Annotated in this window: 16 protein-coding genes; 4 read left to right on the forward strand and 12 right to left on the reverse strand. The window is 74.0% G+C overall.

The window, feature by feature from the left end; translation table 11 throughout:
• Positions 1–140 precede the first annotated feature (140 nt).
• A complete protein-coding gene (locus IEW03_RS00530) occupies positions 141–668 on the forward strand; it encodes an ATP-binding protein (protein ID WP_188521698.1) in 528 nt (175 codons plus the stop codon).
• Here IEW03_RS00530 and IEW03_RS00535 read toward each other — a convergent pair.
• The 5 genes from IEW03_RS00535 to IEW03_RS00555 are packed head-to-tail and all read right to left on the reverse strand — an operon-like array spanning position 634 to position 7102.
• On the reverse strand, positions 634–2076 hold the full coding sequence (locus tag IEW03_RS00535; RefSeq protein WP_188521699.1) for a rhamnulokinase: 1443 nt from the start codon (positions 2074–2076) through the stop codon (positions 634–636). The two genes, IEW03_RS00530 and IEW03_RS00535, sit on opposite strands and share 35 nt — an antisense overlap.
• The gene (locus tag IEW03_RS00540) at positions 2076–4142 is read right to left on the reverse strand and encodes a bifunctional aldolase/short-chain dehydrogenase (protein ID WP_188521700.1); all 2067 of its coding nucleotides are present in this window, start codon (positions 4140–4142) and stop codon (positions 2076–2078) included. The genes IEW03_RS00535 and IEW03_RS00540 overlap by 1 nt, the downstream gene beginning before the upstream one ends.
• Positions 4143–4200: 58 nt before the next feature.
• On the reverse strand, positions 4201–5367 hold the full coding sequence (gene rhaI, locus IEW03_RS00545) for an L-rhamnose isomerase (RefSeq protein WP_188521701.1): 1167 nt from the start codon (positions 5365–5367) through the stop codon (positions 4201–4203).
• Positions 5364–5798: an L-rhamnose mutarotase gene (locus tag IEW03_RS00550; RefSeq protein ID WP_308808190.1), complete on the reverse strand. Its 435-nt coding sequence runs from the start codon at positions 5796–5798 to the stop codon at positions 5364–5366. Before IEW03_RS00550 ends, rhaI begins: the two co-directional genes overlap by 4 nt.
• Positions 5795–7102: an MFS transporter gene (locus IEW03_RS00555; protein WP_188521702.1), complete on the reverse strand. Its 1308-nt coding sequence runs from the start codon at positions 7100–7102 to the stop codon at positions 5795–5797. The genes IEW03_RS00550 and IEW03_RS00555 overlap by 4 nt, the downstream gene beginning before the upstream one ends.
• Before the next feature lie 264 nt (positions 7103–7366).
• Between IEW03_RS00555 and IEW03_RS00560 the strand changes: the two genes are divergently transcribed.
• On the forward strand, positions 7367–8383 hold the full coding sequence (locus IEW03_RS00560; RefSeq protein WP_188521703.1) for a LacI family DNA-binding transcriptional regulator: 1017 nt from the start codon (positions 7367–7369) through the stop codon (positions 8381–8383).
• Positions 8384–8402: 19 nt separating this feature from the next.
• Here IEW03_RS00560 and IEW03_RS00565 read toward each other — a convergent pair whose 3' ends face one another.
• Complete coding sequence (locus IEW03_RS00565) at positions 8403–9089, reverse strand: TetR/AcrR family transcriptional regulator (protein ID WP_229737282.1); 687 nt, start codon at positions 9087–9089, stop codon at positions 8403–8405.
• Between the two features lie 66 nt (positions 9090–9155).
• On the opposite strand from IEW03_RS00565, the gene IEW03_RS00570 reads away from it, so the two are divergent.
• Positions 9156–10586, forward strand: coding sequence for an MDR family MFS transporter (locus tag IEW03_RS00570; protein WP_188521704.1), 1431 nt, complete (start codon positions 9156–9158; stop codon positions 10584–10586).
• An 81-nt stretch (positions 10587–10667) separates the two neighbouring features.
• On the opposite strand, the gene IEW03_RS00575 is transcribed toward IEW03_RS00570, so the two are convergent.
• Together IEW03_RS00575 and IEW03_RS00580 are read right to left on the reverse strand one after the other, a co-directional pair.
• Positions 10668–12014: a hypothetical protein gene (locus IEW03_RS00575; protein ID WP_188521705.1), complete on the reverse strand. Its 1347-nt coding sequence runs from the start codon at positions 12012–12014 to the stop codon at positions 10668–10670.
• A gap of 245 nt (positions 12015–12259) precedes the next feature.
• Entirely contained in the window at positions 12260–13429 is a 1170-nt protein-coding gene (locus IEW03_RS00580) for a ThuA domain-containing protein (protein WP_188521706.1), read from the reverse strand.
• Between the two features lie 217 nt (positions 13430–13646).
• On the opposite strand from IEW03_RS00580, the gene IEW03_RS00585 reads away from it, so the two are divergent.
• Positions 13647–15314 carry an ABC-F family ATP-binding cassette domain-containing protein gene (locus tag IEW03_RS00585; protein ID WP_188521707.1) on the forward strand — a complete coding sequence of 556 codons (1668 nt, stop codon included), beginning with the start codon at positions 13647–13649 and terminating at the stop codon, positions 15312–15314.
• Between the two features lie 90 nt (positions 15315–15404).
• Here the strand turns inward: IEW03_RS00585 and IEW03_RS00590 are convergent, their stop codons facing one another.
• Genes IEW03_RS00590 through IEW03_RS00605 form a run of 4 tightly spaced genes read right to left on the reverse strand, consistent with a single transcriptional unit; the run spans position 15405 to position 21755 of the window.
• Positions 15405–18533 (reverse strand): glycoside hydrolase family 2 TIM barrel-domain containing protein, encoded by a 3129-nt coding sequence (locus tag IEW03_RS00590; RefSeq protein ID WP_188521708.1) that lies wholly within the window; start codon positions 18531–18533, stop codon positions 15405–15407.
• Entirely contained in the window at positions 18530–19450 is a 921-nt protein-coding gene (locus IEW03_RS00595; protein ID WP_188521709.1) for a carbohydrate ABC transporter permease, read from the reverse strand. Before IEW03_RS00595 ends, IEW03_RS00590 begins: the two co-directional genes overlap by 4 nt.
• Positions 19447–20421, reverse strand: coding sequence for a carbohydrate ABC transporter permease (locus tag IEW03_RS00600; protein ID WP_188521710.1), 975 nt, complete (start codon positions 20419–20421; stop codon positions 19447–19449). Before IEW03_RS00600 ends, IEW03_RS00595 begins: the two co-directional genes overlap by 4 nt.
• A complete protein-coding gene (locus IEW03_RS00605; RefSeq protein ID WP_188521711.1) occupies positions 20418–21755 on the reverse strand; it encodes an ABC transporter substrate-binding protein in 1338 nt (445 codons plus the stop codon). The genes IEW03_RS00600 and IEW03_RS00605 overlap by 4 nt, the downstream gene beginning before the upstream one ends.
• Between the last annotated feature and the right edge of the window lie 68 nt (positions 21756–21823).

Consider the following 21823-nt stretch of genomic DNA (forward strand, 5'->3'; position numbering starts at 1 on the left):
GACGACTCTCCGGCAGCCCGCGCGGCACGGCGTCAGCCGTCGTATGGTCGACGGCGGACCGGACGGCCACAGTCGGTACCGGGGGGCAGCTGGCGCGGGCGGAGCAGCACGCGCGGGGAGGCGGAGATGGGTCGGACGGGATGCCGGTGAACCCGGGCGAGGCGACATCGTCGCCCAGGTTCGACGTCGTCGGGTCGTGGACGGTGACCTCGGTCGCCGGGCTCGCGGACGTGCGTGCCGACCTGGAGTCGCGGCTGCCGTGCGACTGCCCTGCGGCCCGCGTGCCGCGCCGCTCGGGCGACGGTCTGCCCGGCTCGTTGTCCGGGGTGCAGCGCATGGTGCTCGTCGCGAGCGAGCTCGTCGCGAACGGCCTGGAGCACGCCACGCCGCCGGTCTCGGTGCGGCTGCTGTGCGACGGCGAGGTCGCGGTGCTGGACGTCGTCGACCACAGCCCCGACTCCCCGCCGGTGGTCCCGCACGACCGCGAGCCCGGCGAGGGCGGGCACGGCCTGCGGCTCGCCGGCCGGGTCGCCGACCGGGTCGGCTGGTTCCGCACCCCCGCCGGGGAGAAGCACGTCTGGGCGGAGTTCAACTTCACCGCGGCGACGCCGACCATGGGCGCCCCGTGGCCGGTCAGCCGTGTCGGGGCTCGTACCGCACGGGGGTGAACGCGGCGGCGACGATCCCCCGCAGGTCCTCCAGGCCGCCGTCGACCAGACCGCGGGCGCGCGCCTGCACCAGCAGGTTCCCGATGGCCGTCGCCTCGACCGGACCTGCCACGACGGGCAGGCCGGAGCGGTCCGCCGTCGCCTGGCACAGCAGGGTGTTCTGCGCGCCGCCGCCCACCACGTGGATGGTCGACACGCGGCGTCCGGCCAGTCCTGCCGCGGTCGCGACCGCGTCGGCGAAGGCCTGCGCGAGGCTCTCGACGATGCTGCGCACGAGCTCGCCGCGCGTCGCCGGCACGGGCTGGTCGTGCTCGGCGCACCACGCGGCGATGCGCGCGGGCATGTCCCCGGGGGCCAGGAACCGCGGGTCGTCGACGTCGAAGACGGCGACGGGCGTCGTGACGTGCGCGGCCTCGGCGAGCAGCTGGGCCAGCGTGCTGGAGCGCTGCGCCGCGGTGGCGTCCCGTTCCCAGGTGCGGATCGACTCCGACAGCAGCCACAGCCCCATGACGTTGTGCAGGAACCGGGTGCGCCCGTCGACGCCGCCCTCGTTGGTGAAGCCCGCCCGGCGGGCCTCGTCGGCGAGCACGGGCGCATCCAGCTCGAGGCCCACCAGGCCCCACGTGCCGCACGACACGTAGGCGACGTCGCGGTCCGTGGCGGGCACCGCGACCACGGCGGACGCCGTGTCGTGCGAGCCGACGGCGCCGACCTCGAGCGGGCGGCCCACGAGCGCGGCGGCGTCTCCCGTGAGCGGGCCGAGCGTCGTCCCGGGGTCGACGAGCCCCGGGAGGATGCCGGCCGGCAGGCCGAGCAGGCCGGCGAGCTCGACGTCCCACTCCCCCGTGCGGGCGTCGAGCAGCCCGGTCGTGGAGGCGTTGGTGCGCTCCGCGACCTCGGCTCCGGTGAGCCAGTGCGCGAGCAGGTCGGGCACCAGCAGCATCCGGTCGGCGAGGCCGAGCAGCGGCCCCTCGGTCGCGAGCTGGAACAGGGTGTTGAACGGCAGGTGCTGCAGGCCGTTGCGCTGGTACAGCGCGACGGCGTCCACGCGGGCGTGCACGCGCTCCACGCCGGCCGCGCGGCGCTCGTCCCGGTAGTGGTACGGCACGCCGAGCAGGCGCCCGCCGGCCAGCAGCCCGTAGTCCACCGCCCACGAGTCGATGCCGACGCCCTCGATCTCCCCGGGTGCGTCCCGCTCGGCCGCGGCGAGCCCCGCGAGCACCTGCCGGTACAGCTCCAGCAGGTTCCAGTGCAGCCCGTCCGGCGTGCGCACCGGGTCGTTCGGGACCCGCGCGACGTGGTGCAGCCGCAGCCCCTCGCGCCCCCCGAACCGCCCGAGGATGACGCGGCCGCTGGTGGCGCCCAGGTCCACGGCGGCGAGCGTGCCCGCCCTCGCTGGCACCGGCATCACCGCAGGAACGCCTGCGCGACGCCCGCGTCGACGGGCACGTGCAGACCGGTGGTGTGCGAGAAGTCCGGGGTGCACAGCGCGTAGACGGCGTTCGCGACGTGCTCGGGCAGCACCTCCCGCTTGAGCAGGGTGCGCTGGGCGTAGAACTTGCCCAGGTCCTGCTCCTCGATGCCGTACGTCTTGGCGCGGTTGGCGCCCCAGCCGGAGGCGAAGATGCCGGACCCGCGCACGACGCCGTCGGGGTTGATGCCGTTGACCTTGATGCCGTGCTCGCCGAGCTCGGCGGCCAGCAGCCGCACCTGGTGCGCCTGGTCGGCCTTGGTGGCCGAGTACGCGATGTTGTTCGGCCCCGCGAACACGGAGTTCTTCGACGAGATGTAGACGACGTCGCCGCCGAGCTTCTGGTCCACGAGGATGCGCGCGGCGTTCTTGGCCACCAGGAACGAGCCCTTGGCCATGACGTCGTGCTGCAGGTCCCAGTCGGCCTCGGTGGTGTCGAACAGCGACTTGCTCAGCGACAGCCCCGCGTTGTTCACCACGATGTCGACGCCGCCGAAGGCGAGGACGGCGTCGGCGAGCGCCGCCTGCACCGCGGCCTCGTCGGCGACGTTCGCCGCCAGCCCGACCGCGACGTCGGTGCTCCCGATCAACTCGTTGATCTCAGTGGCCGCGGCCACGGACTTCTCCAGGTCCAGGTCGGCGACGACGACGCACGCGCCCTCGGCGGCGAGGCGCGTCGCGATGGCCTTGCCGATGCCCGACGCCGCGCCGGTGACGAAGGCGATGCGCGTGGCGAGCGGCTTGGGCTTCGGCTTGCGCTGCAGCTTGGCCTCCTCGAGCGCCCAGTACTCGATGCGGAACTTCTCCGACTCGTCGATGGGGGCGTAGGTGGACAGCGCCTCCGCCCCGCGCATGACGTTGACGGCGTTGACGTAGAACTCGCCCGCCACGCGCGCGGTCTGCTTGTCCGCGCCGTAGGAGAACATGCCGACGCCCGGCACCAGGACGATCGCGGGGTCGGCGCCGCGCATGGCGGGCGGCTCCTCGCCGCGGGCGCGCGCCTCGGCGGCGCCGCGCTCGTAGTAGGCCGTGTAGTCGGCCCGGTACGCCTCGTGCAGCTCCGGCAGCCGCTCGACGATCTCCTCCACCGTGGCGGTGGCCGGCAGGTCCACGACCAGCGGCTTCACCTTGGTGCGCAGGAAGTGGTCGGGGCAGCTCGTGCCCAGTGCGGCCAGGCGCGGGTGCTCGGCGCTCGCGAGGAAGTCGAGCACGACGTCGGAGTCGGTGAAGTGCCCGACCTGCGGCCTGTCGTGGGACGCGACGGCGCGCAGGTGCGGCGCGAGGGCCGCCGCCTTGGCACGCCGCTCGTCCTCGGGCAGGGCGCCGTAACCCTCGAGCGCGGGGCCGAAGGGCTCGGGCCGCCCGTGCTGCTCGATGTACGCGGCGGCCGTGGCGATGATCCACAGCGAGTTCGCCTCGGCCTCCTGGGACGTGTCGCCCCAGGCGGTGATGCCGTGCCCGCCGAGCACGGTGCCGATCGCCTCGGGGTGGGCGGCCTTGATCTCCGCGATGTCGAGGCCGAGCTGGAAGCCGGGTCGGCGCCACGGCACCCACACGACCTTGCCGCCGAAGACGGTGTCGGTGAGCGCCGGCCCGTCGGCCGCGGTCGCGATCGCGATGCCCGCGTCGGGGTGCAGGTGGTCGACGTGCGCGGCGTCGACCAGGCCGTGCATGGCCGTGTCGATGCTGGGGGCCGCGCCGCCCTTGCCGTGCAGGCAGTAGTCGAACGCGGCGACCATCTCGTCCTCGCGCTCCAGGCCCGGGTAGACGTCCGCGAGGGCGCGCAGCCGGTCCAGGCGCAGGACGGCGAGCCCGGACTCCGTGAGGGTGCCGAGGTCGCCGCCGGAGCCCTTGACCCACAGCAGCTCGACGTCCCGCCCCGTGACGGGGTCCTTCTCGATCCCCTTGGCGGACGTGTTGCCGCCGGCGTAGTTGGTGTTGCGCGGGTCGGCCCCGAGGCGGTTCGAGCGCTCGACGAGGGAAGCGACGGTCGGGTTCGTCATCGTGCTGCTCCGGTGTGGTCGATGGAGGGGAGAGGGCGCCGGGCTCGGGCGAGCGTGGTCACGCGCCCCACCCTGCCTGCTGGCCGCCGACGCGCTCGGCGGCGATCTGCGCCTGGTAGCCGGACCGCGCGTAGGCGGCCATCGGGTCGGCGGGCAGGCCCCGCGACTCCCGGTAGCCGGCGAGGGCGGGCCGCACGTCCGTGTAGAACGCGTCCATGAAGATCTCGTTCGCGGCGAGGACGTCGCCGGAGTCCTGCGCCTTGCCCAGCGCGTCCCGGTCGAGCAGCAGCGCGCGGGCGGTCATCTCCTGGACGTTCAGCACCGAGCGGACCTGCCCGGGCACCTTGTCCTCGATGTTGTGGCACTGGTCCAGCATCAGCGCCACCGGCGAGCCCTCGTCGAGCCCGCCGCCGCGGATCACCTCGACCATGATGCGGAAGAGCTGGAACGGGTCGGCCGCGCCCACGATGAGGTCGTCGTCGGCGTAGAACCGGGAGTTGAAGTCGAACGAGCCGAGCTTCCCGAGCCGCAGGAGCTGCGCCACGATGAACTCGATGTTGGTGCCCGGGGCGTGGTGGCCGGTGTCCAGGCACACGAACGCCTTGTCGCCGAGGGCGCTCACCTGCGCGTACGACGTGCCCCAGTCGGGCACGTCGGTGTGGTAGAACGCCGGCTCGAAGAACTTGTACTCCAGCACCATGCGCTGCGCGTCGCCCAGGTGGGCGTAGATCTCGGCCAGCGACTCGTGCAGCCGGTCCTGGCGGGCGCGCATGTCGCCCTGGCCCGGGTAGTTGGTGCCGTCCGCCAGCCAGATCTTCAGGTCGCGCGACCCGGTCGCGTCCATGACCTCGATGCAGCGCAGGTGGTGGTCGATCGCCTGGCGCCGCACGGCGGCGTCGGTGTGGGTCAGGGAGCCGAGCTTGTACGCGTCGTCCTGGAACGTGTTCGAGTTGATGGTGCCGAGGTCGACGCCGTGGTCGTTCGCGAAGCGGCGCAGCTCGGCGTAGTCGTCCACGGTGTCCCACGGGATGTGCAGGGCGACGACGGGCGCCAGGCCCGTCAGCTCGTGCACCTTCGCGGCGTCGGCGATCTTCTCCTGCGGGGTGCGCGGCGTGCCGGGCGTGCTGAAGACGCGGAAGCGGGTGCCGGAGTTGCCGTACGCCCACGACGGCACCTCGATGGCGAGGCGGTCCAGGGTGGGGACGATGTCGTCGAAGGTGGTCATCGCTGTTCCTCTCGGGTGCTGCGTGCCGCGGCGTCCGCCGGGTCGTTCGGGTGGGTCGGGTGGGTCGCGCCGGCGGGGTCGAGGGCCGCGAGCTGCGTCTCCAGGTGGAAGATCTCGGTGAGCTCCGCCATCTGCTCGTCGGGCCCGGCGCCCGCGAAGAACCGCGCCATCGCGGCCTGCCAGCGCGCGTTCACCTCGCGGAGCCCCATGCCGGCGCGGGCGCCGTCCGGGTCCGTGGACTCGAAGTAGCCCACGACGAGCCCGTCGGGGGCGGTGAAGATCGAGTAGTTCTCCCAGCCGGTGCCCTGCAGCGCGCGGAGCATCTCGGGCCAGACGGCGGCGTGCTCGCGCGCGTACTCGTCCAGCAGCTCGGGCCGGACCCGGAACTGGAACATGACGCGGCGCCGGTCGCCCGGCCGGGGGCCGGTCATCGCTGCGCCCCCGAGACCGTGGCCGGGGTGCCGTACCGCTCGGCCTCGATGTCCTCGAGCGACCGGCCCCGCGTGTTCGGCGCCCAGATCGTGCCGATGAGCAGCGCGGCGCCGAGCAGGCCGAGGATGAGGTAGCCGAGCGAGTGCAGGCCGATCGTGGTCAGCAGCACCGGGAACACGCTGGAGAGCAGCCCCACCATGACGCGGGCGAGCATGAACAGCACGCCCTGGGCGCTGGCCCGGTAGCGAGTGGCGAACAGCTCCGCCGTCCACAGCCCGTAGAACGCCTGGGCGCCGAGGCCGGCCGAGACGCCCCAGCCGATGGCGAAGAAGAACAGCGAGAACGTCCCGGGCGGGGCATAGATCAGCACGGCCCAGGCCACGACCCCCAGCGCGGCGCCGCCGCAGTAGAGCCACCGGCGGCTGACGCGGTCGGCGTACCGCATGAACCCGAACCAGGTCCCGGCGACGGTGCAGCCCCAGACCAGCACCTGCAGCAGGTTCTGCTCGGTGACGTCGGTGAGCCCGGCCGCGTCGTACACCCGCGGCTGGAAGATGCCGGCCTGGCCGGCCACGGTGTTCCACAGCGCGTAGACGCCGAAGAGGAAGGCGAGCGGCACCAGGTTGCGCCGGTCGCGCAGCAGCGCGACCACGCCGGAGAAGAAGCTGCGCCGCTCCCCCGCGGCCTGTGCCGCGTCCTTGCCGTCCTTCCACAGCCGCGACTCGGCCAGGCCGCGGCGCACCCACCAGGTGACCGCCGCGACGACGCCGAGGTGCAGGAAGATCAGGCGGTTGCCGAGCAGCCCCAGCGGCTCGACCAGGACGGCGAGCGCGAAGCCGATCATCGGGCCGACCGACCAGGCGAGCTGGGCGGTGCCGACGTGCTTGGCGCGCTCGTGCGCGGGGGCCTCCTCCGCGATGTAGGTCCAGGAGGCCGGCACGCCCGCCCCGACCGCGATCCCCATGAGCACCACGCCCACCAGGAGCATCGGGAAGCTGCCCGCGAACGTCACGACCACCGCGCCCAGGAGGAAGAGCAGCAGGTCGTAGGTGTAGATGAACTTGCGCCCGTAGTGGTCGCAGAGCGGCCCGCCGATCGCGGCGCCGACGGCGGCTCCGAAGGCGTTGGCGCTCAGCGCGGCGAGCAGGCCGGCGAGCGCGTCGTCGAACCCGAAGTGCGTCTGCCAGGCGGTGAGGCTGGTGGCGATCGCGATGATCGCGCCGGCCTCGATGTAGTTGGACATGGCGACCGCGATGGTCGCCTTCCAGCCCGTGGTGCGCCCGGCTGCGGTGGGGACCGGCATCGGGTCTCTCCTCCCCGTCGTCGTCGACGTGTGCACTGCCCTCATCGGCAGGGTGAATCGTTTCAAGCACGATAGCCGGAGGCCGCCCGCCCGTGCAAGCCCGCGCCCCTCCCCGGACCGGGCGAAACCGGTCTCCTCGAGGCGTGCGAACCGTCGCGGTGGAGTACGTTGAGGGCGCCGGGCGCCGGCGCCCACGGGTCGGCCGACGTGCCGCCCCCAGGTGCCGAGCGGCCCGCCGAGCACCTGCCGACGACCGAGGGGACCATGGCCACCACCACCCGACGCCGCGCGTCGATCAGCGACGTCGCCCGCCTGGCCCAGGTGTCGGTCGGCACGGTCTCCAACGTCCTCAACCGGCCCGACCGCGTCGCGCCCGCCACCCGTGACCGCGTCCTCACCGCGATCACGGAGCTCGACTTCGTGCCCAACGGCTCGGCCCGCCAGCTGCGCGCCGGCACGATCACCACCGCCGGCGCCATCGTCCTTGACGTCGCCAACCCGTTCTTCACCGACGTCGCCCGCGGCATCGAGGACCGGCTCGACGAGGCCGGCTACACGCTCATGCTCGCGAGCTCCGACGAGGACCCCGAGCGCGAGGCCCGCTACCTGCGCCTCTTCGAGGAGCACGGCGTGCAGGGCGTCATGGTCGTGCCCGCCACCCCCGACCTCGCGCACCTCGAGGCCGCGCGCGCCCGCGGCCTGCGGGTCGTGCTCCTCGACCGGCCGTCGCCGTCCGACACGCTCTCCTCCGTCGCCGTCGACGACCGGGCCGGCGCCGCCGCCGCCACGCGCCACCTGCTCGGGCTGGGCCACGAGCGGCTCGCGTTCGTCAACGGGTCCCACTCGATCCGCCAGTGCGCCGACCGCGCCGCCGGCGTCCGCGCCGCCCTGGCCGAAGGCGGGCTCGACCCGCAGACCGCGCTCGTCGAGATCACCATCCCGAGCCTCAACGCGGACGGAGGGCAGACCGGCACCCAGCAGGTGCTCGCCCTGAACGAGCGGCCCACCGCGATGCTCTGCGTCAACGACCTCACCGCCCTCGGGGCGCTGCGGGCGCTCCGGGCCGCCGACGTGCCCGTGCCGTCCGGCATGGCGGTCGTCGGGTACGACGACGTCGCCTTCGCCGGCGAGCTCGCGACCCCGCTGACCTCGGTGCGCCAGCCCACCCACCAGCTCGGCCACCACGCGGCCGACCTGCTCCTGCGCCCGGACGACGCCGTCGAGCACGTGACGTTCCAGCCCGAGCTCGTGATCCGCGAGTCCACGACCGGCACCGGCTGACGGCGGGGGGCGCCCTCGCCTACCGCTCGGCGCGCGACCGCGCGGCGACGAGCGGGAGGAAGATGTCGTCGACGATCTCCTCCAGCACGCTGCGGGGCACCGGCCGAAGGGTCATGAGCAGCTCGTGCCGCAGCAGGTCGAACGGCAGCGCGACGACCCGGGGGGTGAGTACGGAGCGGTCGATCTCGCCCCGCTCGACGGCCCGCTCGAGCACGCCGTCCACGGCGAGGGTCCGGCCGCCGACGACCTCCGCCCGCAGGTCGGCGAACGACGTCCCGGTCTCCTCGAAGTAGGCACCGAAGCTCGTGGCGACGAGCGCCGTCATCTCGGCCCGCCGGTCGACGACGCCCGCCAGCAGCGCGAGCAGGTCACCGCGCAGGCTCCCGGTGTCGGGCTCGGTCGCGGGGTGCGCGCGGCTCCGGCGCACGATCGCGGCGCGCGCCAGCTCGGCCCGGCTCGCCCACCGGCGCCGGACCACCGGCCGGCTGGTGCCGGCCCGCGCGGCGACCCCCTCGAAGGTCAGCGCGGCGTACCCGTGCTCGACGAGCTCGTCCCACGCGGCCTCGAGCAGCGCGCCCTCCAGCGCCTCGCCACGCCGGCGGCGCGCCGGCGCACCGCCCGACGGCTCGCCCCGCCGACGGCGCGCCGGCGCACCGCCCGAGGGCTCGTTGTCGCGCACGTCACCGCTCCCGTCGCCAAGATCCACTTGTGCATCTTATCCGCTCGGTCATACGGTCGAACTTAGATACATCATCGGATCTTAAGGATCGACATGACCTCCACCTCCCCGGGCACGACGGCGCCCGGCGGCCTCGACCGCAGCGTGCTGCGCATCGCGTTCGCCGTCATCGCCGGCGGCATCGCCGTCATCTTCGACACCACCATCGTCAACGTCGCGCTGCACGACCTCGCCCAGGACCTGGGCGCCTCGATCAGCACGATCCAGTGGGTCTCCACGGGCTACCTGCTGGCGATGTTCGTCGCGATCCCCGCCACCGGCTGGCTGCAGGCTCGGCTCGGCGGGAAGCGGCTGTGGATCCTCGCCCAGGTGGGGTTCCTGCTGGGCTCCGTGCTGTGCGCGCTCGCCTGGAGCGCCCCCAGCCTGATCGCGTTCCGCGTGCTCCAGGGGCTGGCGGGCGGCGTGATGATGCCCCTGATGACGACGCTCATCATGCAGGCCGCGCGCGGGCAGTCCGTGGGACGGCTGATGGCGGTGGTCGGGCTGCCGATCGCCCTCGGGCCGATCCTCGGTCCCGTGATCGGCGGCCTGATCCTCGGCAACCTCACCTGGCACTGGTTGTTCCTCGTCAACGTCCCGGTGTGCCTGCTCGGGATCTGGCTCGCGTGGCGCGTGCTGCCCGACGACCGCCCGGCGGCGGACGCACCTCGCCCCCCGCTCGACGTCGCCGGCCTCTGCCTCGTCTCCCCCGGCGTCGCCGCGGTGATCCTCGGGCTCTCGCAGGTCGGCGAGCAGGGCGGCCTGGGGCACGTCGAGGCCTGGTTGCCCCTCCTGGTCGGAGCGGCGCTGCTCGTCGCGTTCGTCCTGCGCGCCCTGCGGCGCGGCGACCGGGCGCTGCTCGACCTGAAGCTCCTGCGCCACCGGCCGCTCGCCGTCTCGACCGTCCTGCTGACGCTGACCGGCGTCGCGCTGTACGGGGCGATGTTCCTCCTGCCCCTGTACTTCCAGTCGCTGCGCGGCGAGGACGCGCTCGCCGCCGGCCTGCTGCTCATCCCGCAGGGCGTCGGCACGCTGGTGACCCGCTCGCTGGGCGGGCGCCTCACGGACACCGTCGGAGCCCGGCCCGTCGCCGTGGCCGGATTCCTCGTCGTCGCGCTGGGCACCGTCCCCTTCGCCTTCTCCGGCACGGACAGCGCGTACTGGTGGCTGCTGGTCGCCCTCTTCGTGCGCGGCATGGGCCTGGGGCTCGTCATGACGCCGCTCATGGCGGTCGCCTACGTGGGGCTGGAACGTGAGGAGATGCCCGACGCGAGCATCTTCACCCGCATCGGGCAGCAGCTCGGCGGGTCGGTCGGCACCGCGACCCTCGCGATGGTCCTCACCGCGTCGGTGGCCGGGGCCACGGACCCCACGGTCGTCGCCGGCGGCTTCGACCGGGCGTTCTGGTGGGCGACCGGGTTCACCCTCGTCGCCGCGGGGCTGTCGTTCCTGCTGCCGTCGCGGCGCGAGCTGCAGCGCGACTGACAGCCGGACGCGCGCAGGGCGCGGCCGCGACGACGTCCCGTCCGGGAGATCGCCGCGCCCGCGCCCTCCGGCGCGCTCCGGTCAGGCCCGGCGGCGCAGCACCATCAGCACCGTGACGCCCGCGCCCACGAGGAGGAGCGCACCGGCCACGATCCAGGCGACGCTCGCCCCGGTCCGCGGCAGCTCGTCGGCGCCGGCCTCCACGGTGGTCACCGGGGCGTCCAGGCCCGCGTCGGGCCCCTCCACCGGTGCGGCGACGACGTCGTCGGCCCCGCCGGCACCCCCGGCCTGCGCCGGCATGGCCGCGCAGTCCGGCGTCGCCGGCGGGTAGTCCAGGTCGACCGTCAGGTCGGGGTTCACGACGAACGTGGCCGAGATGTCGCCGCGGGTCCACGCGAAGTTGCCGTCGGTCTCCACCCACGTGCCGTTGTCGAGCTGCTCCCAGCCGGGCCAGGCGGTGGGCGTCTCGCCGTCCGCGGCCACGGCGGCGCCGGGCCACAGGACGCGGCCGGACAGCGTGCCGTCGTCGCCGAGCTCACCCAGCGCCAGCGTCTCGGTGTGCGTGCCGTCCGTGAGGACGAGCTCGACCGTGCGGTCGTCGAGCTCGGCGTCCGCCGGCGTGAGGCGCACGTCGTAGCCGATCCACGGGGCGTCGGCCACGCACTCGCCGACGGCGGTGGAGCCCTCGAGCGTCGGCTCGGTCGGCTCGTCCTCCGGCTCCGTCGGGGGCGTCGTCTCCGACGGCGGCTCCGGCGTGCCGGGCTCGCCGCACTCGACCTCGCCGCTCCAGTGGTAGTTCGTCCCGCCGACCTGCGCCCACACGTACGCGTAGTGCGCCCAGCCCGGCCAGCCCGCCAGGGTCGTCGGGTCGAAGGTCTGCTCGCCCGACCAGGTGCCGTCGGCGCGGTGGAAGTTGCCCGTCCACTCCTCGTCGGTCTCGAGGTTCTTGACGCGGACGTTGACGTCGTTCGCCTGGTCCTCCGGCAGGTTCTCCGGATAGGTGACGGTCAGGCCGGCGTCACAGACCGGCGCGGGGTAGGGCCAGTCCCAGTCGAACGTCGCGGGCACCTGGTGGTAGGCGACGTGGCTGATCGCCTGCTGCTGGCCGTTGTCGTTGGACGACGGCGACGACACCGTGACGCTGGGGCGCGGCGGCTCGACGTCGGTGACCTCCACGGTCGTCGACGACTTCACGCAGACCGCGTCGATGAGGTAGCCCTCGTCGGCGGTCACGACGTGCTCGGTCTTCTCACCGCCGACCTCGACCTTGGTCCAGCCGCCGCCTTCGGTGCACACCTCCTGGCCGGGCTTGGCGTCATGCCCGCCGCCGGTCGCCTGGGCGGCGATCGGGGCGACGACGGCGCCGAGCAGCGCGAACGCCACGGCGACGAGGAGCGCGATCGTAGATCGCAGTCGGGTCACGGTCATCGGGACAGGTCTCGCTCTCACGGGTGCGGCGGCGGGCGCCGCGGTTCGCGTCGCCCTGGGACCGGAGCGGCCGCGCCCGTCGACGACGGTGGGCCGGCTCCCGGCCGATGACGCTATAGCCGCTTCTGTCCGACATAGCCACCCGTAACGGGATCGTTACGAGATTTCACCCATTCCGGTCGAGCCGGCCCCCCCGGACGCACAAGGGGGCGCCCCGGACCGATCCGGGGCGCCCCGCGTCGGGCTCAGGCGCCGGCGGCGACGAGCCCCTCCTGCCAGGCGGACAGGTCGGCGACCTTGGCGGCGAGCGCGCCGGCCGCCTCCCGGTCGGCCACGAGCGCCCGGGCGAGGCGCTCGGCGGTGCGCAGGTGCCGCAGGGCGACGGCCCGGTCGCCGTCGTCGGAGGCGGCCTCGGCGGCGTCGAGGCGTGCCGTCACCTGCCGCACGGCGACGGCGTCACGCGCGGTGTCGGTGGGCAACGCGGACACGAGCCCGTCGACCTCGCCGAACGTCACGCAGTCCCCGCCGCCGCTGACCCGGCCGGAGGTCCACTCGATGCCGCGCAACACCATCGTGAGGAAGGTGTCGTCGGTCCACGCCTCGTCGACGTGACCGGCGCCCTGGTGCCAGGAGCGGCCGCCCTCGAAGTTCTGGCACCACGCGATCGGGTGGTCGTCACCCATGGACCCGCCGGAGTACGTGGACTCGTCCAGGGTCTGCAGCACCTGCACGTCGCCGCGCGGGTTGAGCGTGTAGTTGTACCACTCGTCCCAGCGCGACCACTCCAGCGGCACCCCGGCCATGGACGGGTGGGCGGCGTTCTCCACCCGCATGGTGGCGGTCTGCTGCTGCGGGTGGTTGGCGAACCGGGCGCCCCCGCCCATGAGCTGGGTGAACCATCCGGAGGTGTGCATGGTGTCGGTGGCGGCGTGGATGCCGACCACGCCTCCCCCGTCGTGCACGTAGCCCTGCAGCGCGGCGAGCTCGGCGTCGTCGAGCAGGCGGGGCTGCGCGGGGTCGAGGCTGTTGGTGTTGTCCACCGGCGAGACGAAGACGATCGACGCGTACTGCGCCAGGTCCTCCGGGCTGGTGAACGGCGTGGAGTCCATCGTGAGGTCGGGCTGACCGGGCGAGCCGGGGCCCCACCAGCCGCCCGAGTCGTTGGGCGGGTCCCACACGTCGGCGGTGAAGCCGTGCTCCGCGCCGAGGTCGATGAGGGCGTGGGTGGTGTCGTCGATGTGCGAGTGGCGGAAGCCGAGAGTCTTGCCGACGACGAGGATCCTGTCGTCGTCGTCGGCCGTGGCGGCGGGGGCCGTCGCGACCAGGCCGAAGCCGAGGGCCGCCGTCGTGGCGACCGCCCCGACGCGGCGTGCGAGCGGTGGACGGGTGGGGGATGCCTTCGAACGAGTGCTCATGACGCTCCTTTGCGCATGCAGCGGACGTGGCCCGTCCACGGTAGCGCGCCCGGCCCGGCGAAAAGGGGTGGCGGCCCCCGGCGGACCCCGCTACGGTCGGCGCCGATGGGAACCCTGTGACCGCACCCGCGCCGACGCGTCGAGCACCGCTCCGCGTCGGCGTCCGCGTGCCCACCACCGTCCGCTGTCGTCGTCGACGACGGAAGGAGTCCTGCCCATGGACCCGTCACAGCTCACCCTCACCGACATCACCCTGCGCTACGCCGACCGCGTGGTGCTCGACCGGCTCTCCCTGACCGTCGCCCCCGGCGAGCGCGTCGGCGTCGTCGGCGACAACGGCTCCGGCAAGAGCACGCTGCTCGGCGTGCTCGCCGGGGCGCTGGAGCCGCAGAACGGCACCCGCGTCGTGCACGCCCCCGGCGGCGTCGGGCACCTGAGGCAGGCGCTCGACCTGCCGCCCGCGAGCACGGTCGGGGACGCCGTCGACCACTTGCTCGCCGACCTGCGGTCGCTCGAGGCGCAGATCGGTGCGCTCGAGCGCACCCTCGGCGACCTCGACGACGACGCGCTCGACGTCGCCACGCACCGGCACGCCGCGCTCACGGCGCGCTTCGAGGCCCGCGGCGGGCACGGCGCCGACCACCGGGTCGACGTCGCCCTGCACCGCCTCGGCCTGCCCGGCCTGGACCGCGGGCGCCGGCTCGGCACCCTGTCGGGCGGCGAGCGCTCCCGCCTGGCGCTCGCCGGGACCCTCGCGGCCGACCCGGAGCTGCTGCTCCTGGACGAGCCGACGAACGACCTCGACGACGCCGCCCTGGACTGGCTCACGGGGCGCCTGCGCGACCACGCCGGGACGGTCGTGGCCGCCACCCACGACCGGGCCTTCCTCGCCGACCTCACGACGACGCTCGTCGAGGTCGACGGCGGCGTCGCGCGACGGTACGGCGCCGGGTACGCCGGCTACCTGGCGGCGAAGGAGGCCGAGCGCGAGCAGGCGCGGCTCGCCCACGAACGGTGGCGGGCGGACCTCGACCGGAACCACCGGCTCGTGGAGACGAACGCCGCCCGCCTGGAGAACATCCCGCAGAAGGTCGAGCTGTCGATCTTCGGGGCGGCGCAGTTCCGCGCGCGCTCGCGCAGCCACGGCGCGACGTCGCGGGTCCGCCAGGCCAAGGAACGGGTGCGACGGCTGACCGACGACCCCGCGCCGCGCCCGGCGGAGCGGGCCGAGTTCCGCACCGAGGTCGGCACGACCACCACAGCGGGAGACCGCTCCGCCGCGGCCGGCGCCGACCGGCCGGCGGTCCTGCTCGACGGCGTCGAGGTGCGCGGGCGCCTGCGGGTGCCGCGGCTGGTGGTGCGCCACGGCGAGCACGTGCTCGTCACCGGTGCGAACGGCGCCGGCAAGAGCACGCTGCTGGGCGTCGTCGCGGCCGAGGTCGAGCCCGACACCGGGGGCGTGCGCACGGTGGGCGCCGTCGGGCACCTGCGGCAGACCGACGGGTTCGGCGCGCGGGACCGGCGCACGGTGCTGCACGGGTTCGCGGCCGGGCGGCCCGGGGACCTGGACGAGCACGCGGTGGCGCTGCTCGGCACCGGGCTGTTCGCGCCGCACGACCTGCCGCGGCCGATCGGCGCCCTGTCCCAGGGGCAGCGCCGGCGGCTCGAGCTGGCTCGCCTGGTGACGGCACCCACCGACGTGCTGCTGGTCGACGAGCCGACGAACCACCTGGCGCCCGCGCTGGTGGAGGAGCTCGAGCAGGCGTTCGCCGCCTACGCGGGCACCCTGCTGCTGGTCTCGCACGACCGGACGACGCGCGCCCGCTTCCGCGGACGGCGCGTCGTCCTCGACGGCGGGACCATCGTCGACGACTCGGCCGCCTGACGACCCGCCGCATCCCTTCGGCAGGACGGCTCCGGTTCGGCAGGTGTACGTGCCGAACCGACGCCGTCCCTGCCGAAGAGACCGACCAGGTCAGGCGTCGAGCGTGCGCCACCTCAGCTCGAGGGTGCGGGCCTGCGGGCGCAGCATCGCCGTCGGCCACACGTCCGGGCCGCAGGCGCGCGACCCGAGCCCGTGCTGGGCCGCGTCGAGGTACAGGTGGTGGCGCGCCGGCGCGGGCAGCTCGTACGGGTGGGCCGCCCGGGCCAGCTCGTGCGCGGAGTGCCGGGCGAGCGTGAAGCCGGGCAGGCGCCCCGCCGCGTCACGACCCGCGGTGACCTGCAGCCACGGCCGGCCGCCGCGCTCCAGCACGAGCTCGCGGACCTCCGGGCGGTGCCCCGACTCCTGCGGCCGCGCGTACGCCGTGGTGAGGTCGTCGATCCCGGCGGCGTGCCGCCCCACGACGACCGACCGGCGCACGTCCGGGTACGCGTCGTGCGGCCCGAGCCCGAACCACCGGGCACCGTCGACGTCGGTCGGCAGCTCCAGGTGCAGGCCGATGCGGGGCCAGACGTCGTCCCACAGGTCGTCGGGCGTCATGACGACCCGCAGCACCGCCTCGACGACGCCGTCGTCCGCCCGCTCGGCGGTCCAGGTCTCGTCGACGTCGACCGTCGCCCGGCTCTGCGCCGCCGACACCCGGCGCCGCACGGTCAGCCCGTCCACCGTCTCGTCGACCGCGAGCGTGCGGTGCGTCAGCCTGTCCAGGCCCTGCCGGCGCCAGCGCTCGGCGACCGCCGGCGCGGGCGTGCCGCGCCACGGCAGCAGCGTCGGGTCGACGGCGTCGTAGCTGCCCATCGCCGCGCCCTCGTCGTTGTCGGTCGGCGCGCGCCACAGCTCCACGCGGGGCGCAGATACGGCGGCGCCGGCGAGCTCCACGAGCTCCGGGCCGCGGAAGACGGCCGGGGCGTCGCCCAGCGGCGCGGCCGCCCGGGCCCGGGCGCGCACCGCGGCCGGCGCGGGCAGCGCCCACTGCTCGCGCGCCACGACGTGCCCGGCGTCGGCCCACGCCGTCGGCGCGCGCAGCACGACCTCGGCGGTGGCGAACGCCTCGACGCCCGCCCCGGGCGCCGGCAGGGCGGCCGGGTCGAAGAGCTCGGCCCGCGACCGCTCCCCCGCCGCGACGGGCCGGCCGTCGGCCCCCTCGACGGCGGCCTTGCCCTCCGCCACGACGTGGCCGTCGTGCTCCACGCGCCAGCGCAGCTCGAGGTCGGCCGTGTCCGCCGTGTGCCGCCGGTTCCAGAGCTCGACGGTGCCCGGGCCGCCGTCGGGCGCGGACGCCACGACCACCGGCCGCTCGACGTGCCAGAACTCCGTCAGCCCGGGGGTGGGGGTGTCGTCGGAGAGCACCATCCCGTCCATGACGAAGTTGCCGTCGTGCACGACCTCGCCGAAGTCGCCGCCGTACGCGAAGTACTCGGCGCCGTCGGGGCCGCCGGCCGTGGTGCGGATGCCGTGGTCGCGCCACTCCCAGATGAACCCGCCGTGCAGCCGCGGGTGGGTGTCCACGAGCTCGCGGTACTGGTCGAGCGCGCCCGGGCCGTTGCCCATGGCGTGCGCGTACTCGCACAGCAGGAACGGCTTGGACCGCTGGCGCGCCGAGTCGGCGACCGAGCACCCGAGCAGCGGCGAGAACGCGTCGTCGCTGCCGATGGACGCCGTCTCGGGCACGGTCGAGTACATCCGCGAGTAGACGTCGGTGTACTCGCCGGCGTAGTCGCCCTCGTAGTGCACGGGCCGCGACGGGTCACGACCGTGCACCCACTCGGCCATCGCCGCGAGGTTGCGGCCGGTGCCGGACTCGTTGCCGAGCGACCAGAGCACGATGCTCGGGTGGTTCTTGTCGCGCTCCACCGTGCGCCGCACCCGGTCGAGGTAGGCGTCGCGCCAGGCCGGGTCGTCGCTGGGGTTGCCCACCCAGCCGCCGGCCTCGAAGCCGTGCGTCTCGAGGTCGGTCTCGAGGATCACCCACAGGCCCAGCTCGTCGGCGAGGTCGAGCAGGCGCGGGTGCGGCGGGTAGTGGCTGGTGCGGATCGCGTTGACGTTGTGCCGCTTCATCTGCGCCAGGTCGGCGCGGGCGTGCGCCTCGTCGAAGACGCGCCCGCGGTCGGGGTGGGTCTCGTGCCGGTTCACGCCCGAGAAGGTGACCCGGCGGCCGTTGACCAGCAGCCGGTCGCCGGCGATCTCGACGCGCCGGAACCCGACGCGCAGCGTCACGGTCTCGCCCGGCTCCTCCCCCGACGAGTCCCCCGACGACGCCCTGGACGACACGCTCGCGTCGTACAGGCGCGGCACCTCCGCCGACCACGGCTCGACGACCCCCACCTCGAGGGGCGCGACGTCCGCGGCGCTCGCCCACGTCACGTCGACGCCGAGCTCGGGCACGCGCAGCCGCACCGGGTACGCGTCGTCGGACGCCCGCACCTCGGGCGCGAGGACGCCCTGGCCGGTGGCCGGCTCGTAGTCGGCGTCGAGCCACACGTCGTCGAGGGCGCCGACGGGCCGGTGCAGCAGCGTGACGTCGCGGAAGATGCCCGGCAGCCACCACTGGTCCTGGTCCTCCAGGTAGCTGGCCGCCGACCACTGCACCACCCGCACCGCGACGGTGTTGACGCCCGGCCGCACCGCGGCGGTGACGTCCAGCTCGTGCGCCAGGCGGCTGCCCGACGCCGAGCCGACCTCCTCGCCGTTCACCCAGACCGTGAAGAACGACTCCACCCCGTCGAACCGGAGCAGCACGCGGCCGCTCTCGGTCCACGCGGCCGGGACGTCCGCCTCGCGGCGGTAGTCGCCCGTCGGGTTCTCGTCCGGCACGTGCGGCGGGTCGACGGGGAACGGGAACTGCACGTTCGTGTAGATCGGCCGCCCGTACCGCCCGTCGCCGACCAGCACCCAGTGGGCGGGCACCGGCACGTCGTCCCACCCGGGGCCGCCCGCGTCGTAGCCCGGCTGCGCGAAGTCGGCCGCGCCCTCGCCGTCGGGCAGGACGCCGTGCGCGCCCGGGGCGCCCGGCACCCCCGGCAGCAGGCGGAACCTCCAGGTGCCGTCGAGCGACGTCCGCGGGGCGTCGCCGGCCAGCGCCGCGCGCGCCGGCTCGACCCGCCCGGTCGCGGGGGCGGTGGACTCGTGCGGCAGCCCGGTGGGCAGGGAGGACAGCGTCATGCCTTGACAGCACCTTCCGTCAGGCCGCCCCGCCAGAACCGCTGGAGCACGATCATGGCGATGGCGAGCGGGATGACCGAGAGCAGCACGCCCCCGGTGGTGAGCTCGTAGAACTCGGGCAGCCGGTCGGTCTGGCTGTTCCAGTTGTTGAGCCCCAGGGTGATCGGGTAGAGCTCCTGGTCGCTCAGCATGACGAGCGGCAGGAAGTAGTTGTTCCAGATGCCGACGATCTGGAACAGGAACACCGTCACGAGCGCGGGTGTCATGATCCGCAGCCCGATGGTGTGGAAGATGCGCAGCTCGCCCGCCCCGTCGATGCGGGCGGCCTCCATCAGCGACGAGTCCACCGACGAGTCCGCGTAGATGCGGCACAGGAAGAACCCGAACGGCGAGACCAGCGACGGGATGAGCACGCTCCAGTACGTGTTCGCGAGCCCGAGCTGGCTGAACAGCAGGAACAGCGGCAGCGCCGTCGCCGTCCCGGGCACCAGCACGCCGCCGAGCACCAGGCCGAAGACGAGGTTGTTCCCGCGGAAGCGGTACTTCGCGAGCGCGTAGCCGCCCGCCGCCGCGAGGTAGGTCGCGATCAGCCCGCCCACCCCGGCGTACAGGACGGAGTTGCCCAGCCAGCGCACGAAGACGCCGCCGCCGTACGTGAGCACGGCCGCGAGGTTGTCGAAGAGCGCGAACGTGTCACCGAACCAGAAGCCGTTCGTGCCGAACAGGTCGTCCGTCGTCTTCGACGCGGCGACGACCACCCAGTACACGGGCACCAGGAAGTAGAGGGCGACGACGACGAGGATCCCCGTGACGATGATCTTCGTCGCGGGCTGGCCGCGGCGGACCTGCCCCGGCTCGCCCGCCGCGGCGCCCTGGTCGGCCGCCGTGCGCGGCCGGGTGGAGACGGTGGCGGTCATCGCGAGCTCCTGTTCGTCAGGCGGAGGAAGAGGAACGACAGCGCGAACGCGACCAGGGCGATGAGGACCGACTGGGCCGCGGCGAGGTTGTAGTCGTTGTACGCGAAGGCCGTCGTGTAGGCCGACAGGTTGGGCGTGTACTGCGAGTCGATCGCCGGCGAGACCGACTTCAGCAGCTGCGGCTCGGCGAACAGCTGCAGGGTGCCGATGATCGAGAACACCGTCGTGAGGACGAGCGCGGGGCGGATCAGGGGCAGCTGGATCGACGTCGCCGTGCGCCAGGGGCCGGCACCGTCGACGCGCGCCGCCTCGTACAGCTCGGACGGGATCGCCTTGAGCTGCGCCACGATGATGAGCATGTTGTAGCCCGCGTACGTCCAGGTCACGATGTTCGCGATCGACCACAGGACCGTGCCGGCGCCGAGGAAGTCGGGCGTGTACCCGAACAGCATCTCCGAGACGTCGATGATCGGGCTCAGCCCGGGCACGTACAGGAACGACCAGAGGATCGTCGCGATGACGCCCGGGATGCCGTACGGCAGGAAGAACGTCGCGCGGAAGAAGCCCGGCCAGCGCGCCGACGCGGACTCCAGCAGCAGCGCCAGCACCGTCGCGGCCACGATCATCACCGGGACCTGCACGATGCCGAACAGGAGCATGCGCCAGATCGAGGCCACGAAGTTCCCGTCCTCGAGGACGAGGCGGTAGTTCTCGAACCAGGCGAACGTGCTGGTGACGCCCTCCTCGCCGAACAGCCCCGCGCGGGTGACCTTCGTGAAGCTCTGCACGATCGCGACGAGGATCGGCAGGATGAACGTCAGCAGGAACAGGGCGAGGAACGGGGAGACGAGGATCCACGGGGCGCGGTCCACCGCGCCGCGCTTCCGCGGGCGGGCGGCGGACCGCGTGGCGGCGGCTCCCGTGGTGGGGCCCCCGGCGGGCCCCGGCGTGCGTGCGGTCTGCGTCGTCATCGGTCCGCCTTCCGGATCGTCAGGCCCTTCTGGCGGAAGACCTCGATGGTCCGCTGCTCGGCCGCCACCACCGCGTCGACGAGGGTGCCGCCCGTCGCCTTGCCGCGGAACCCGTCGCCGAGGATGTTGAACGTCTGCTGGGTGATGGGCCACCACTGCCAGTCGGGGTTCTGCTGCTGCGTGGCCGGCTGGAACACCTCGGTGTTGTACCGCTGCCCGCCGAAGAACTCGCTCGGCTCCTCGCGCGCCGCCCCGATGTAGTCGCGGGCCGGCGACCAGCCGATGCCGGAGTGCTCGATCATCGCGTCGACGCCCTCGGGGCTGGTGGTCATCCAGACGGCGAACTCCATCGCCTCCTTCGGGTGCTTGCTGTTCGCGAGCACCGCGGCCGTCGACCCGCCGATGAACGACGAGCCGTACCCGTGCTCCCAGCGCGGGGCGGGCGCCACGCGCCACTTGCCCTCGGCGCCGCTGACGCTCTCCAGCAGCGCGTCGCCCCAGCTCGCCTGCACGAGCGAGGCGATCTTGTCGTCCGCCGCGGCGGCGTACCAGCCGGGGCTGAACGGGTTGGCGGACGTGGTCACCAGGTCGTCGTCGATGGCCTTGTCGAAGAAGCGGGCGACGTCGAGGGTGATCTCGTCCGCCATGTCGATGACCCAGCCGTCGTCGGTGCTGCGCAGCCACGTCGCCCCGGCCTGCATCGCGTGGCCCCCGAAGATGGAGGCGTCGTCGAGCGCGAACGCGTCGATGAAGACGCCGAGCTCCCGGATGGCGGGCGCCACCTCGGCCCACTGCGTCCAGGTCGTGGGGACGGGCACGCCCGCCTGCTCGTACAGGTCCGGCCGGTAGTACATCCCGACCGGGCCGGAGTCCTGCGGGATGCCGTAGACGCCGTCGGCGAAGCCGACCTGGCTCCACAGCGTCTCGTCGAAGCGGTCGGCGTGCTCGTCGATGCCGTACCGGCGCAGGTCGACCAGCCCGTTGACCAGCATGAACTCGGGGATCGACCGCATCTCGACCTGCCCGAGGTCCGGCCCGCCGCCCGCCGCGAGCGCCGAGTACATCTTCTGGTACCCGCCGTCGTTGCCGCCCGGGATCCAGGAGACCTCGACCTGCACGTTCGGGTTCTTGGCGTTCCAGATGTCGGCGACCTTCTGCAGGTCCTTGAGCCAGGCCCAGTACGTGAGCGTGATCTTCTCGCCCGCCGCGGCGGCCGGGACCACCGGCTGGGTGTTGACCGACGTCGTCCCCGGTGTCGCGCACCCGGCGAGCGCCGCCGCGGCGCCTCCCGCGAGTCCCATGCCGAGGAGCTCGCGTCTCGTGACAGCTCGCATCCGTCCCCACTTCGTCGTGACGGCACCGGGGTCCAGGCCCCGGCGCCCGAATGAACGCATTCAACGTA

Origin of the sequence: Isoptericola cucumis, assembly GCF_014635665.1 — a bacterium.
Lineage (GTDB): Bacteria > Actinomycetota > Actinomycetes > Actinomycetales > Cellulomonadaceae > Isoptericola > Isoptericola cucumis.